The 14321-nt window shown below is 73.3% G+C and carries 10 protein-coding genes and 1 pseudogene; 6 read left to right on the forward strand and 5 right to left on the reverse strand.

What is annotated here, in order from left to right; translation table 11 throughout:
• The first annotated feature begins 21 nt into the window (after window positions 1–21).
• From WME98_RS51635 to WME98_RS51645, 3 genes are all read left to right on the forward strand, one after another.
• A complete protein-coding gene (locus WME98_RS51635; protein WP_437948949.1) occupies window positions 22–2844 on the forward strand; it encodes a hybrid sensor histidine kinase/response regulator in 2823 nt (940 codons plus the stop codon).
• 594 nt (window positions 2845–3438) lie between these two features.
• Entirely contained in the window at window positions 3439–6216 is a 2778-nt protein-coding gene (locus WME98_RS51640; protein ID WP_437948950.1) for a hybrid sensor histidine kinase/response regulator, read from the forward strand.
• 78 nt (window positions 6217–6294) lie between these two features.
• Window positions 6295–6621, forward strand: a complete 327-nt coding sequence (locus WME98_RS51645; RefSeq protein ID WP_437948951.1) for a rhodanese-like domain-containing protein — start codon at window positions 6295–6297, stop codon at window positions 6619–6621.
• A gap of 103 nt (window positions 6622–6724) precedes the next feature.
• On the opposite strand, the gene WME98_RS51650 is transcribed toward WME98_RS51645, so the two are convergent.
• From WME98_RS51650 to WME98_RS51665, 4 genes and pseudogenes are all read right to left on the reverse strand, one after another.
• Window positions 6725–7048, reverse strand: coding sequence for a hypothetical protein (locus tag WME98_RS51650; RefSeq protein WP_437948952.1), 324 nt, complete (start codon window positions 7046–7048; stop codon window positions 6725–6727).
• A gap of 29 nt (window positions 7049–7077) precedes the next feature.
• Entirely contained in the window at window positions 7078–9006 is a 1929-nt protein-coding gene (locus WME98_RS51655) for a serine/threonine-protein kinase (protein WP_437948953.1), read from the reverse strand.
• Window positions 9007–9279: 273 nt separating this feature from the next.
• Window positions 9280–9549 carry a DUF5615 family PIN-like protein gene (locus tag WME98_RS51660; RefSeq protein ID WP_437948954.1) on the reverse strand — a complete coding sequence of 90 codons (270 nt, stop codon included), beginning with the start codon at window positions 9547–9549 and terminating at the stop codon, window positions 9280–9282.
• A 64-nt stretch (window positions 9550–9613) separates the two neighbouring features.
• Window positions 9614–9676 (reverse strand): annotated as a pseudogene (locus WME98_RS51665) (DUF5615 family PIN-like protein); the annotation flags it as partial.
• A 404-nt stretch (window positions 9677–10080) separates the two neighbouring features.
• Here WME98_RS51665 and WME98_RS51670 point away from each other — a divergent pair.
• Together WME98_RS51670 and WME98_RS51675 are read left to right on the forward strand one after the other, a co-directional pair.
• Window positions 10081–11334, forward strand: coding sequence for a sensor histidine kinase (locus WME98_RS51670; protein ID WP_437948955.1), 1254 nt, complete (start codon window positions 10081–10083; stop codon window positions 11332–11334).
• Window positions 11327–12154 (forward strand): LytR/AlgR family response regulator transcription factor, encoded by an 828-nt coding sequence (locus tag WME98_RS51675; protein WP_437948956.1) that lies wholly within the window; start codon window positions 11327–11329, stop codon window positions 12152–12154. The genes WME98_RS51670 and WME98_RS51675 overlap by 8 nt, the downstream gene beginning before the upstream one ends.
• Window positions 12155–12203: 49 nt before the next feature.
• Here the strand turns inward: WME98_RS51675 and WME98_RS51680 are convergent, their stop codons facing one another.
• Window positions 12204–12632, reverse strand: a complete 429-nt coding sequence (locus WME98_RS51680; protein WP_437948957.1) for a MarR family winged helix-turn-helix transcriptional regulator — start codon at window positions 12630–12632, stop codon at window positions 12204–12206.
• 87 nt (window positions 12633–12719) lie between these two features.
• Here WME98_RS51680 and WME98_RS51685 point away from each other — a divergent pair, with 87 nt between their 5' ends.
• On the forward strand, window positions 12720–14270 hold the full coding sequence (locus WME98_RS51685) for an FAD-dependent oxidoreductase (protein ID WP_437948958.1): 1551 nt from the start codon (window positions 12720–12722) through the stop codon (window positions 14268–14270).
• The last annotated feature ends 51 nt before the right edge of the window (window positions 14271–14321 follow it).

Here is a 14321-nt window from a genome sequence, read left to right on the forward strand (position 1 = left end):
CGGGAGAGTGGACGGGCAGCGATGGGGGAGACCGCCGGACAGCCACCCGGGTCGATGCGCTCGCCCGGCAGGGGGAGCGCGCAGATCGACGCGCCGGCCGGGCGGCTCCTGCGCGTCAGCGGCTCGCTCTGCCGGCTGCTGGGCTATGCGGAGCGGGAGCTGCTCGGGAAGCGGTTGCTCGACCTGGCGCTGCCGGACGACCGGACGGGCGCGCTGGCCGCATGGCGCTCGCTGCTCGAGGCCGGCGAGGAGGAGCTCACGTTCGAGATGCGCTGCCGCTGCAAGGACGGCGGCGTCCGCTCGCTCCAGCTGACGGGCGTCTGCGTCGGTGACGCGCGCGACCGGCCGTATCGCGTGGTGGTGTTCGTCGAGGACATCACCGAGCGGCGGCGCGCCGAGGAGCGGGCGCTCGCGGCGGAGCAGGCGCTGGCCGAGAGCGAGGCCAGGATGCAGCGGCTGTTCTACAGCAACATGGCCCCGATGGCGTTCTGGATGCCCGATGGGCGGATCGTCCAGGCGAACGACGCGTATCTGCAGCTCGTGGGCTGCACGCGGGAGGAGCTCGCGGCCGGCCTGGTCCGCTGGGATTCCGACGTGCTGCCGGAGGAGCGCCCCGCCGACGATCGTGCGCGGGCGGAGCTGTTGTCGGGCCGGTGGACGTTCGCGCCGTTCGAGAGGACCCATGTGCAGCGCGACGGGACGCGGACAAGGATGCTCGTGAGCGGCTGTCTGCTGCCCGCGGGGCGGTTCGAGGACGGCGGCTTCGTGCTCGCGCTCGACATGACGGCGCTCCGGCGCGCGGAGGCGGCATTCCGGCAGAGCGAGCGGGTCTTCCGCGCCATCGGGGACTCCATCGATTACGGCGTCTGGGTCAGCGACCGCGAGGGCCGGAACATCTATACCAGCGAGGCGTTCCTGCGCATGGCGGGGCTGACCCAGGCGGAGTGCTCGGAGGGCAGGTGGCTCGACGCGATCCACCCCGACGACCGGCACAAGGTGGCGCTCTTCCGGCGGTGCCTGCCGACGGGCGAGCCGTTCGAAGAAGAGCTCCGCTACGTCGGCGCGGACGGCGTCGCCCACCCCACCCTCAGCCGGGTCGTCCCGATCCGCGACGAAGGGGGCGAGATCACCGCCTGGGTCGGCCTGTGCCTGGACATCGGCCGGCTCAAGCGCACGGAGGAGGCGCTGCGCGAGAGCGAGCGCCGGCTCCGGGCGGCGCTCGACGACGCGCAGCAGGTCATCGCCGAGCGCGAGCGCCTGGAGGACGAGCTCCGCCGGCGCGAGCGGCAGCTCGCGTCGCTCATGGCGAACTCGCCCGACGTGATTTACCGCCTGGATCTGGATCTGCGCTGCACGTTCATGTCGCCCACCTCGCTGACGGTCACGGGGCTCCCGCCGGAGCACTACGTCGGCAGGACGCCCCGCGAGAACGGGCTCCCGCTCGAGGTGTGCGAGGCGGGCGAGGCGGCGTGTCGCGAGGCGCAGAGGACGGGCAAGCCGCAGCGGATGGAGTTCGGCCTCGGAGCGCGGAGGTTCCGCGCCCGGTACATCCCCGAGCTCGGCCCCGACGGCGCGGTGGAGTCGTTCATGGGGATCACCGAGGACGTCACCGCGGAGCGGCTGGCCGAGGAGGAGCGCCAGAAGCTGCTCGAGAGCGAGCGCGCCGCGCGCGACGAGGCCGAGCGCGTCAGCCGGGTCAAGGACGACTTCGTCGCCACCCTCTCGCACGAGCTGCGCTCGCCCATCAACGCCATCCTCGGCTGGGCGCGCATCCTCCGCAGCCGACCCCCGGAGCCGCAGGCCCTCGCGCGCGGGCTCGAGGTCATCGAGCGCAACGCCCGCCTCCAGGCCGACATGGTCTCCGAGCTGCTCGACATGAGCCGGATCGTGTCGGGAAAGCTGCGCCTCGACGTCCAGCCGGTCGACCTGCCCGCCGTCGTCCAGGGCGCCCTCGAGGCGGTCAAGCTCGCCGCCGAGGCCAAGGGCCTCACGGTCGTCTCGAGCGTCGAGCCCGAGGCGCTCTCGCTCAAGGGCGACCCGGCCCGGCTCCAGCAGGTCGCCTGGAACCTGCTGTCGAACGCGGCGAAGTTCACGCCGGCCGGCGGGCGGATCGACGTCGCGCTGCGGCGCGCGGGCGCCCACGCCGAGCTGTCGGTCAGCGACACCGGCCCGGGCATCGCCCCGCAGTTCTTGCCCCACCTGTTCGAGCGCTTCCGTCAGGCCGACGCCTCTTCGACGAGGAAGCACGGCGGCCTCGGCATCGGGCTCTCCATCGTCAAGCACCTGGTCGAGCTGCACGGCGGCACGGTGCAGGTCGCCAGCCCGGGCGAGGGCCGGGGCGCCACCTTCACCGTCAAGCTGCCCCTCGCCGGCGTCTCGCCCCAGGCGCCCGGCGCGACGCAGCGGCCCCCCGCGGCGCGCGCCGAGCCGGCGGCCGCCTACCCGGCCGACGAGCTCACCGGCGTGCGCGTCCTCGTGGTCGACGACCAGCCCGACGCGCGCGAGGTCGCCCAGCGCGTGCTCGAGGAGTGCGCCGCGCGCGTCACCACGGCCGGGTCGGCCGCGGAGGCGGTGGCCATGCTGGAGCGCGAGCGCCCCGACGTGCTCGTCAGCGACCTCGGCATGCCCGGCGAGGACGGCTTTCAGCTCATCCGCAAGGTGCGCGGCCTCGGCCCGGCCCGCGGCGGCGCGACCCCGGCCGTCGCCCTCAGCGCGCTGGCGCGGGCCGAGGACCGGGCCAGGGCCCTCGGCGCCGGCTACCAGGCCCACGTCGCCAAGCCCCTCGACCCGGCGGAGCTCGTGGGCGTCGTCGCCGCGCTCGCCAGGGACCGGGCCACGGGGTGAGACGCCGTTGTTCCTGGGGAGCGCTTCGGAGAAGTAGACGTCCAGCCAGCGTCGAGCGGCGCCGGGCGCACGCTCGACGTGATCACGGCGATCTGCTCGCCAGTGAGCCGAGTGATCTCCTCCTGGAAGAACTCGATGCCTCCCATCGTGGCGCGCATGAGCGGGAGTCTCGCTTGCGGCGGCGGTGGCCGGATGTGAACATGAAGGCGGGGAGGCGGGAAGAAAAGATCAATGAGCTTCCTGCCTTCCCGCCTTCATGTGGGTCACTGCGGGGGAGATTGGGCCACCACCCTTGCGGCAGCGTGCCTTGAAATGACGGAACCATGCGAACAAACGCCTCCATGTCCCGGTCGGATTGTCGGACTCCGCGCGAGACCCGGACGGAAAGGACTCCGAGGACAGCCGGGGTGAGCCGGTGACGTGCGCTCGATCCGGCTGCCATGCTGCCGTAACACGCCGTGTTCGTGATAGCGTGGCCGGACGAAACGAGGGGGACGCCGCACGCGCACGTCCGGAGGGCACGTGGAGCGGGCCGGTGGCCGGGAGAGTGGACGGACAGCGATGGGGGAGACCGCCGGACAGCCAGCCTGCTCGATGCGCTCATCCGGCAGGGGGTGCGCGCAGATCGACGCGCGGGGCGGGCGGCTCCTGCGCGTCAGCGGCTCGCTCTGCCGGCTGCTGGGCTACGCGGAGCGGGAGCTGCTCGGGAAGCGGTTGCTCGACCTGGCGCTGCCGGACGACCGGACGAGCTCGCTGGCCGCATGGCGCTCGCTGCTCGAGGCCGGCGAGGAGGAGCTCACGTTCGAGATGCGCTGTCGCTGCAAGGACGGTTGTATCCGCTCGCTCCAGCTGACGGGCGTCTCCGTCGGTGACGCGCGCGACCGGCCGTATCGCGTGGTGGTGTTCGTCGAGGACATCACCGAGCGGCGGCGCGCCGAGGAGCGGGCGCTCGCGGCGGAGCAGGCGCTGGCCGAGAGCGAGGCCAGGATGCAGCGGCTGTTCCACAGAAACATGGCCCCGATGGCGTTCTGGATGCCCGATGGGCGGATCGTCCAGGCGAACGACGCGTATCTGCAGCTCGTGGGCTCCGCGCGGGAGGAGCTCGCGGCCGGCCTGGTCCGCTGGGATTCGGAGCTGCTGCCGGAGGACGAGCGCGCCCGGGCGGAGCTTTTGTCGGGCCGGTGGACGTTCGCGCCGTTCGAGAGGACCTATGTGCGGCGCGACGGGACGCGGATAAGGATGCTCGTGAGCGGCTGTCTGCTGCCCGCGGGGCGGTTCGAGGACGGCGGCTTCGTGCTCGCGCTCGACATGACGGCGCTCCGGCGCGCGGAGGCGGCATTCCGGCAGAGCGAGCGGGTCTTCCGCGCCATCGGGGACTCCATCGATTACGGCGTCTGGGTCACCGATCGCGAGGGCCGGAACGCTTATGCCAGCGAGGCGTTCCTGCGCATGACGGGGTTGACCCAGGCGCAGTGCTCGGAGGGCAGATGGCTCGACGCGATCCACCCCGACGACCGGCACGAGGTGGCGACCTTCTGGCGGTGCCTGCGGACGGGCGAGCCGTACGAGAAAGAGCTCCGCTATCTCGGCGCGGACGGCGCCGTCCACCCGGCCCTCAACCGGGCCGTCCCGATCCGCGACGAAGGGGGCGAGATCACCGCCTGGGTCGGCCTGTGCCTGGACATCGGCCGGCTCAAGCGCACGGAGGAGGCGCTGCGCGAGAGCGAGCGCCGGCTCCGGGCGGCGCTCGACGACGCGCAGCGGGTCATCGCCGAGCGCGAGCGCCTGGAGGACGAGCTCCGCCGGCGCGAGCGGCAGCTCACGTCGCTCATGGCGAACTCGCCCGACGTGATCTTCCGGCTCGACCCCGAGATGCGGTGCACGTTCACGACGGCCGCCGTCGAGGCGGTGACCGGGTTCCCGCCCGAGTACTACCTTGGCAAGCACGGCTTCGAGACCCTCCTTCCGCGGGAGATGTGCGAGGCCAGCGAGGCCGCGTGTCGCGAGGCGCAGAGGACAGGCAAGCAGCAACGGATCGAGTTCACCATGGGCGAGCGCAGATACCGGACGCGCTTCATCCCCGAGCTCGGCCCCGACGGCGCGGTGGAGTCGTTCATGGGGATCACCGAGGACGTCACCGCGGAGCGGCTGGCCGAGGAGGAGCGCCAGAAGCTGCTCGAGAGCGAGCGCGCCGCGCGCGACGAGGCCGAGCGCGTCAGCCGGGTCAAGGACGACTTCGTCGCCACCCTCTCGCACGAGCTGCGCTCGCCCATCAACGCCATCCTCGGCTGGGCGCGCATCCTCCGCAGCCGGCCCCCGGAGCCGCAGGCCCTCGCGCGCGGGCTCGAGGTCATCGAGCGCAACGCCCGCCTCCAGGCCGACATGGTCTCCGAGCTGCTCGACATGAGCCGGATCGTCTCGGGAAAGCTGCGCCTCGACGTCCAGCCGGTCGACCTGCCCGCCGTCGTCCAGGGCGCCCTCGAGGCGGTCAAGCTCGCCGCCGAGGCCAAGGGCCTCATGGTCGTCTCGAGCGTCGAGCTCGAGGCCCTCTCGCTCAAGGGCGACCCGGCCAGGCTCCAGCAGGTCGCCTGGAACCTGCTGTCGAACGCGGCGAAGTTCACGCCGGCGGGCGGGCGGATCGACGTCGCGCTGCGGCGCGAGGGCGCGCACGCCGAGCTGTCGGTCAGCGACACCGGCCCGGGCATCGCCCCGCAGTTCTTGCCCCACCTGTTCGAGCGCTTCCGCCAGGCCGACGCCTCCTCGACGAGGAAGCACGGCGGCCTCGGCATCGGGCTCTCCATCGTCAAGCACCTGGTCGAGCTGCACGGCGGCACGGTGCAGGTCGCCAGCCCGGGCGAGGGCCGGGGCGCCACCTTCACCGTCAAGCTGCCCCTCGCCGGCGTCTCGCCCCAGGCGCCCGGCGCGACCCAGCGGCCCCCCGCGGCGCGCGCCGAGCCGGCGGCCGCCTATCCGGCCGACGAGCTCACCGGCGTGCGCGTCCTCGTGGTCGACGACCAGCCCGACGCGCGCGAGGTCGCCCAGCGCGTGCTGGAAGAGTGCGCCGCGCGCGTCACCACGGCCGGGTCGGCCGCGGAGGCGGTGGCCATGCTGGAGCGCGAGCGCCCCGACGTGCTCGTCAGCGACCTCGGCATGCCCGGCGAGGACGGGTTCCAGCTCATCCGCAAGGTGCGCGGCCTCGGCCCGGACCGCGGCGGCGCGACCCCGGCCGTCGCCCTCAGCGCGCTGGCGCGGGCCGAGGACCGGGCCAGGGCCCTCGGCGCCGGCTACCAGGCCCACGTCGCCAAGCCCCTCGACCCGGCGGAGCTCGTGGGCGTCGTCGCGGCGCTCGCCAGGGACCGGGCCACGGGGTGAGACGCCGTTGTTCCTGGGGAGCGCTTCGGATAGGTAGAGGTCTTTCCGGCGCCGTGCCGGGGGCGATCGCGAGCAGCCATGGTCCAGCAGATCTCCGTGAAAGAGCTCTTTCTGAAGCTGAAGGCGGGCGAGCCCGTGGTGCTCCTCGACGTGCGCACGCCCGGCGAGCACGAGATCGCGGCGCTGCCGGGCAGCACGCTGATCCCGCTGACCGAGCTCACCGAGCGCGCGGACGAGGTCGCGGCCCCCGACGGCGCGCTGATCGTCGCGTACTGCCACCACGGCGTCCGGAGCCTCTCGGCCGCCGCCATCCTCGAGAAGCTCGGCCACGCGCGCGTCGCGTCGCTCCAGGGCGGCATCGACGCGTGGTCGGTCCACATCGACGAGAGCGTCCCGCGGTACTGACGCGGGGGCCGCGCGCGCGAGGGGGCGGGCGAGCGCCTGTTCGAGGGGCGCGCCCGGCCCGCCGAGGTCAGCGGCGGACCCGCGCGATGGCGCCCAGCGCGGCTCAGTTGAGGGAGGCGGCGCCGAGCCGGAAGTAGAGCCTCCGGCGCGCGCCGCACGCGCTGCAGGCGACCTGCGCGACGCGGAGGCGGACGCCGTCCAGCGTCTCGGCCGTGTGGTCCTCCACGCGGAGGGCGCCGCGGCAGCGCGGGCACGGGATCGACCGCGCGGCCACCTCGACCTGCGAGGCTGCGTCGAGCGCGATGGCGCGCTCCGGGGTGTGGCCCGGCTCGAGCAGCGCGATCCGCTCGATGTCGCGGGTGAGCTTCTCCGCCGCGCGGTCGCCCGCGCGCCGGGCGGCGCGGGCCGAGAGCTTCTTCTTCGCCATGGGGTCTCCCTGCGCTCCGGGTCTACCAGCTACCGGTCGTCGCGGATCGCGGGCGCGGGGTCGTGCGGGGCCGGCGCCTTGAGGTCGCGCGCGGCGCTGCCCGGCGGACGCGGCGGAGGGCGCGCGGGCTTGCGCAGCGCCCCGTCCAGCCGCGGGTCGGACGGCGCCCTGGGCCCGGAGGCGGCGGACGAGGGAGCCGCGCCCGGCCCCGCCCCGCCGGCCGCGGCAGAGCCGGGAGGCTGCGTCGCGGCCGCCGTGCCCGCCGCCGCGCCGGCCGCGCCCTCCAGCGCCTCGCCGGCCGACGCCGGGGTGTCCGGGGGCTCGGGCTCGCCCGCGGCGTCGAGCGACGAGGCGTGGGCCGGCGCCCGCGAGGCCGGGCCGGACGAGGGGGCGACGTTCGGCGATTTCTCGGGGCGGCGGGGCCAGAGCGTCACCCCGACCGCGACCGCGGCCGTCAGGGAGGCGGCCGCGGCGATCCGCGCGGCGGCGCGGCGGCGCTTGCGCAGCATGAGGGAGCTCTGCTGGCCGGGGCGGCGCTCGGTCACGACGGGCACGCTCCCGATGCTCTCCTCGCCTTCGGTCGGCGGGCGCGCCGCGAGCATCCGGTAGGGCCAGGGCAGCGTGGGGCCGTCGTCGTTCGCCATCTTCAGCGTGGGGCCGTCCTCGCGCGCCATCGTCAGCGTGGGCCCGTCCTCGCGCGCCATCGTCAGCGTGGGGCCGTCCTCGCGCGCCATCATCAGCGTGGGCCCCTCGTCGCTGGAGACCGGCACCGAGGTGCGCTCGCCCGGCGCGGCGTCGCGGGTGCGGAGGGCTTCGGCCGCCGCGCCCGGGCTGGGCAGGGTCGTCACGTGGTCGCCGGGCGCGACCACGGTGGCGCGACGGCTGAACCTCCCGTCGGGGTCGTCGTCGGCGCCTGGGCGCGGCCAGGTCGCCGCGGTGCCCTGGAAGCGCGCCGCGCCCGCGGGCGTGGTGCTGGCGGCGGGGTCGGGCGGGAGCGGCGGGGGCGGCAGCGAGGGGAAGGCCTTGCCCGCGGCGATCGCCTCGATCTGGTCGCGCGCGCGCGCCGAGTGCTCGGTGCCGTACGGGGCGAGCGCGCGCGACAGCTCCACGACGCTCTGGAGGCGCTGCTGCACGTCCTTCTCCAGGCAGCGCAGGATGATCTCCTCGAGGTGGACGGGCAGCTCCCACCGGTGCACGCGCGGCGGCCTGGGCGCGTCATTGACGATGGCCACGAAGAGGGCCGAGATGGAGGGCGCGTCGAAGGGGAAGCGCGCGGTGAGGAGCTGGTAGAGGATGATCCCGAGCGCCCAGACGTCGGTGCGCGCGTCGACGTCCTTCGTGCAGCGCACCTGCTCGGGCGACATGTAGCAGGGGGAGCCGAGCATCATCTCCGACGCCGTGAGCTTCCCGTCCTCCTCGCCGGCGTCCTCGGCCGACTTGGAGAGGCCGAAGTCGAGCACCTTGACCAGGGGGACGCCGCTCGGGCCGGTCGTGAGGAAGAGGTTCCCCGGCTTCAGGTCGCGGTGGACGATGCCGCGCGCGTGCGCCTCCGCGACCGCCTCGCAGCTCTGGAGCACGTAGTCGACGGCCTCGGAGACCGGCAGGGGGCCGCGGGCGTCGAGCACCTGCTGGAGGTCGCGGCCGCGCAGGTACTCCATGACGAGGTACGGCAAGCCCATCTCGGCCGTGCCCACGTCGATGACGCGGGCGACGTGGTCGCTCCGGATCGCCGCGGCGGCGCGCGCCTCGCGCAGGAAGCGGGCGCTCGCGCCCGGGAAGTCCTTGGCCCGCGGGAGGAGGAACTTGACCGCGACGCGCTGGCGCAGCGAGACGTGCTCTGCGACGAACACGGCGCCCATGGCGCCTCGGCCCAGGCTGCGCTCGACGCGGTATCTCTGCGCGAAGACCTCACCTATTCTTGGGATGCCTGCGGCGGATGCGGGCGCATCCGGCTTCATGGCCCGACCTCCATCGGCTCACTATAGCCGCACCGGGGTCCATTTTGACCCGAAGATGCGGGCGTCAGGCGCCGCCAGGCGGCGGCATGCGGGGGAGGCGCAGCGCGTGCGCCGCGGTCGCACGGATTGCGTGGGTCGCGCCGGGGCGTGGCGCACGTCCTGCGCCGGACCGCCGGGGGTTGCGCGCGGAGGGCAGCACGATCTTCGAGCGAGGCCGAGGAGCATGCGCCGCCTGTGAAGCGACCGATCGCAGCCGGCGCCGGGCGCGCGGGCTCACTCGTTACGGCCGTCGCCGCGGCCGATCGGCAGACGCCGCGTCCGGATACGGCGATCCTCGAAGACAAGAACGCTTCCCTGGGCGAGGAGCGGCGCGATCGGCTCCAGGTTGGCGAGGAGCAGCGCCGCTTGTTGATCGGGCCGCCGGTCGGTGCCTCGGCGGAAGAGGATCACCGAAGGCCGGTCTGTCCCGCGCACCGCGAGCAGCGTCCCGAAGTCGGCGTCCGCCGAGACGAGGACCCGATCTTCCCGAGCCGCGCACTCCATCACCTGCCACCTGCTCGTCGAGCGCCGCCGCCATCCCGTAGTCCCGCACATGCACGGCGTCGTGCCCCGCCTCGCGCAAGCGTCCGGCCAGGATCGGCGAAAGGGCGTTGTCGATCAGGAATCTCATGAAGCTGCGCGGAGCGGCAGCTCGCCGTCACGCACGGCCTCTGGCTGGAGCAGCTCCCCCAGCGCGCCGCCGAGGGCATCGAGACGAAGCGCCTCGTCCCGAGGAAGAACGACGTCGAGGTCGCCTTCGTCGCGCTCGCGTGGGCCGCGACGCTCGCCGGCACGGCGTGAGCCTTCGCCCTGGCGCCCGGCGGCCCTCGCCACGGCGCCCGCGCCGCCGCCGCAGGCCGGGCCGCCGTGCCCCCCGGCGCCGCCCCGCCCGCAGGCCAGCTCGCTGCAGCCGGGGCGCAGCCCGCTGCAAAGCGCCCCCGCGCCGCCTTCGCCTGTGCTCTGATCCAGGGGAGCCCCCCTCGGCCCGCCTCCGGCTGGCCAGGGCGAGAGCGCGCTGGCACGACGGCGCGCGCCATGGAGCCGAGCCATGCAGACCTCGCGGCAGCTGAGCCCCCCGGGTGGACCGTGAACGGCGGCGCCGGCGCGACCCACGTCGCGCTCCCGCCCCCCGCCGCCGCCCCGGCGCGCGGCCGGGCGCCCTCCCGCGCGCTCGCCGGCCCGAGGTGGGCGGCCGTCTGGCTCGTGGCCGGGCTCTGGATGATCCCGGTGCTCGTCTCGAGCGCGCAGACCTACCTCTTCGTCCAGCAGAAGCAGGAGACGCGCCTCCCGCTCTTCGCCGCCTTCGTGTGGCAGGGGCTGCCCTGGCTCTTCTGGGCGCTCATGACGCCCGCGATCGTCTGGCTCGGCCGCAGGTTCCCGATGGAGCGCCGGGGCCTCGTGCGGAACGTCGCGGTGCACCTCGTCGCCAACCTCGCCATGGCCCCGGGCCACGTCGCGGTCAGCGCGCTCATGGGGCGGCTCATCGGCCACGAGCACTATGTGAAGACGTCGTTCCCCGACGTCTTCGTCAAGCTCATCAGCATCTACCTCGACATCGAGCTGCTCATCTACTGGGGGATCCTCGCGATGGTCCACGCGGCGGACTACCACCGCAAGTACCGGGAGCGCGCGGTCGCGGCCGCGCAGCTCGAGACGAAGCTCGCGCAGGCGGAGCTCCAGGCGCTCAAGATGCAGCTCCACCCGCACTTCCTCTTCAACACGCTCCACGCCATCGCGGTGCTCGTGAGAAAGCAGGAGACGCAGGCCTCGGTCCGCATGATCACCGGCCTGAGCGAGCTGCTCCGGATGGCGCTCGAGAGCGCGGGCAAGCAGATCGTGCCGCTCAAGCAGGAGCTCGATTTCCTCGATCGCTACCTCGAGATCGAGGAGACCCGCTTCCAGGACCGGCTGACGGTGCGCAAGGAGGTCGCCCCCGAGGCGCTGGACGCCGAGATCCCGAACCTCATCCTGCAGCCGATCGTCGAGAACGCGATCCGCCACGGCATCGCTCCGCGGGCGTCGTCGGGGAGCGTGACGATCGCCGCCCGGCGGGAGGATCACCGCCTCGTCGTGGAGGTGACCGACGACGGCCGGGGGCTCAGGGAGGGCTGGGCCGGCGAGGCGAGCGAGGGGACGGGGCTCGGCAACGTGCGCGCGCGGCTCCGGCAGCTCTACCCGGACGACCACCGGCTCGCCGTCGCGCGGCGCCCGGAGGGGGGCGTCCTCGTGACGGTCGCTGTCCCGTTCCGGCCCGCGCGCCCGCAGAAGGAGCCGCGCGCGCATGGATAGCCCCGGCGAGATCCGCGCCGTCATCGTCGACGACGAGCCGCTCGCCCGCGAGGGCATACGCATGCTCCTCGCGGACGACCCCGAGGTCGCGATCGCCGCCGAGTCGGGCGACGGCCCGAGCGCGCTCGAGACGATCCGGCGGCTGCGGCCGGACCTCGTGTTCCTGGACGTGCAGATGCCCGAGATGAACGGGTTCGAGGTGATGGCGTCGCTCCCGCCCGGCGAGCTGCCCGCGGTGATCTTCGTGACGGCGTTCGACCGTTACGCGCTGCGCGCCTTCGAGGTCCACGCCCTCGACTACCTGCTGAAGCCGTTCGACGACGACCGCTTCCACGACGCGCTCCGCCGCGCCAAGAGCCACCTCCGGCTGTCGCGGATGAGCGACCTGAGCCAGCGCCTGCTCTCGCTCCTGCAGAGCTACGGCGATCCCGGCGCGGCGGCCGCCGCGCGCGGGCGGGCGGGCCCCGGCTCGGAGCCGCCCGCTCCGGGCGCAGATCACCCGAGGCGGCTCGCGATCAAGGACGGCTGCCGCGTGGTCTTCCTCAGCGTCGAGGAGATCGACTGGATCGAGGCGGCCGACTACTACGTGCAGATCCACGCCGGCGGGAAGAGCTACCTCCACCGCGAGACGATGAACAGCGTGGAGGGCAAGCTCGATCCGGCGCGCTTCGTGCGGATCCACCGCTCGGCGATCGTGAACCGCGACCGGATCAAGGAGCTCCGCACCCAGGGCCGCCGGGACACGGTCGTGGTCCTCGCCGGGGGCGCGGAGCTCAAGGTGGCGCGGAGCCACCGGGAGAAGCTGTCGGTGCCGCGGTGATGCGCGCGGGGAGCGGGCGCTCGCAGCTCCGCCCGCCGTGGTCTGCCCCTCAGGGCTTCTCCGTTCCGCCAGACGACGCCGTCAAGTCGTCCACGAACCGGCGCATCAGGCGCACCAGGTCGTTGAAGTCTTCCTCACTCCAGTTGGCGAGGATCGGGGCCGCGATCCTCTGACGCGCGGCGTCCAAGGCGTCCGTCATCTGTCGCCCCTTGTCGGTGATCACCGCCTCATGGACGCGGCGATCGGCTGGGCTGGGTCGACGTTCGATCAGCCCCAGGCTCTCGAGCTTCGCGACCTGGCGGCTGACGGTCGTGTAATCGCGCCCGGCTCGGTCCGAGAGCTCGACCACGCCGATCGGCCCGAAGCGCTCGATCCCCACCAGCAGCTGAAAGAGGGCTCGATCCAGGGAGAGGCCCGCCTCCGCAAGCAGCGCCTGATCGCGCTGCGGCTGATTCATGACCGCGATCAGATCGACCATGGCTCCGTGGAGCTCGCGGAGCTTCTTCTTTGTGATGCGTGTAATTTGCACAAATTCTCTTGACGGTTCGGGGGTGCGAACATATGCATGATACACATATCTGAAGCGCAGTCCAACAAAGCGGAGCTGGCCGTGGAACCTCATTTTTCGACGGATGTACTGATCGTTGGCGCAGGTGCTGCCGGGTTGACCCTGGCCATTGAGCTCGCCCGTCGGGGCGTCGCATTCCGGCTCATCGACAAGCTGGACGGGCCGTTTCCCGGCTCGCGCGGCAAAGGGATCCAGCCGCGCAGCCAGGAGGTGTTCGAGGATCTGGGCATCCTCGACCGCGTCGTTGCGGCCGGCGGCATGTACCCACCCCCGCGGGAGTATCGCGACGACGGAGGCTACGAGGCGTCGCAGCTCATGGAGGCTCAGGACCCGACGCCTGGCGAGCCCTATCTTCTGCCGCTGCTCGTGCCCCAGTTCCTGACCGAGGCCGCGATGCGCGAGCGTCTGGCGGAGCTCGGGCGCGCCCCGGAGTTCGGCCGCGAGCTGAAGAGCTTCGAGCAGCATGACGAGGGCGTCGACGCTCGCATCGCCGGCCCGGCGGGCGAGGAGGCCGTCCGCGCCCGCTACCTCGTCGGAGCGGACGGCGGCCGCAGCGTCGTACGGCACGCGCTCGCGATCGACTTTCCCGGCAAGACCATGGGGGTGCGCGCCGTGGTCGCCGACGTCGTCCTGGATGGGCTCAGCAGGGACGCCTGGCATCGCTTCAACAAACAGTCGATGGAAAAGCAGGTGTCGCTGTGCCCGCTCGTCGGCACCGACATGTTCCAGTTGCAGGCGCCGATTCCTCCGGAGGGCGATGTCGATCTCTCCGCGGAAGGCCTCACAGCGATGGTCGCGGGCCGCACGGGCCGAGGCGACATCGTGATCCGTTCGGTGTCCTGGGCCTCCGCCTATACCATGAACGCGCGCCTCGCCGACCGTTACCGGGACGGGCGCGCCTTCCTCGTCGGCGACGCCGCGCATATCCACCCGCCGACGGGCGGGCAGGGCCTCAATACGAGCGTGCAGGACGCCTACAACCTCGGCTGGAAGCTCGCCGCCGTCCTGGCGGGTGCGCCGGAGGCGCTGCTCGCGACCTACGAGGAGGAGCGCCGGCCGATCGCCGCGGAGGTGCTCGGCCTGACGACGAAGCTGCTGGAGGCGGCCAAGCAAGGCGTCATGCGCCGCGGTCGCGAGGTGCATCAGCTCGATCTGGGATATCCGGAGTCGTCGCTCGCCATGGAGAAGCCGAAGCGCAGCGGCGGCATCCGCGCGGGCGCCCGGGCGCCGGACGCGCCCGTCCGCGGCGTGGCGGGGATGCCGACACGGCTCTTCAAGCTCTTCCAGGGTCCGCATTGGACCTTGCTGGGTTACGGGGTGGACCGGCTCTCGGCCGTCGAGCCGCGCCCCGGGCTCCACATCCACGCCGTCGGGCCGCGCGGTGACATCGTCGATGATGGCGGCCATCTCCGCGCTGCTTATGGAGTGTCGCCCGGCGACTGGGTGCTCGTCCGGCCGGACGGGTATATCGGCGCCATCGTGTCGTCCGAGCATGTCCCGGCGCTGGAAGCCTATCTTGCCAGCGTCGGCCTCCCGTCGCGGGGATGACGAGGACGAGAGCGCCTCCGCGACCTTCCGGCCGGACGTCCCCGGGAGGCA

It is taken from the genome of Sorangium sp. So ce296, assembly GCF_051529605.1.
Classification (GTDB): Bacteria; Myxococcota_A; Polyangia; order Polyangiales; family Polyangiaceae; genus Sorangium; species Sorangium cellulosum_D.

Bases quoted from the DNA above. Each gene is read 5' to 3' on its own strand.
- WME98_RS51650 (WP_437948952.1), bottom strand. From the start codon at position 7,048: ATGGCGAAGAAGAAGCTCTCGGCCCGCGCCGCCCGGCGCGCGGGCGAC.
- WME98_RS51635 (WP_437948949.1), top strand. From the start codon at position 22: ATGGGGGAGACCGCCGGACAGCCACCCGGGTCGATGCGCTCGCCCGGC.
- WME98_RS51645 (WP_437948951.1), top strand. From the start codon at position 6,295: ATGGTCCAGCAGATCTCCGTGAAAGAGCTCTTTCTGAAGCTGAAGGCG.
- WME98_RS51680 (WP_437948957.1), bottom strand. From the start codon at position 12,632: ATGGTCGATCTGATCGCGGTCATGAATCAGCCGCAGCGCGATCAGGCG.
- WME98_RS51640 (WP_437948950.1), top strand. From the start codon at position 3,439: ATGCGCTCATCCGGCAGGGGGTGCGCGCAGATCGACGCGCGGGGCGGG.
- WME98_RS51660 (WP_437948954.1), bottom strand. From the start codon at position 9,549: ATGGAGTGCGCGGCTCGGGAAGATCGGGTCCTCGTCTCGGCGGACGCC.
- WME98_RS51655 (WP_437948953.1), bottom strand. From the start codon at position 9,006: ATGAAGCCGGATGCGCCCGCATCCGCCGCAGGCATCCCAAGAATAGGT.
- WME98_RS51670 (WP_437948955.1), top strand. From the start codon at position 10,081: ATGGAGCCGAGCCATGCAGACCTCGCGGCAGCTGAGCCCCCCGGGTGG.
- WME98_RS51675 (WP_437948956.1), top strand. From the start codon at position 11,327: ATGGATAGCCCCGGCGAGATCCGCGCCGTCATCGTCGACGACGAGCCG.
- WME98_RS51685 (WP_437948958.1), top strand. From the start codon at position 12,720: ATGATACACATATCTGAAGCGCAGTCCAACAAAGCGGAGCTGGCCGTG.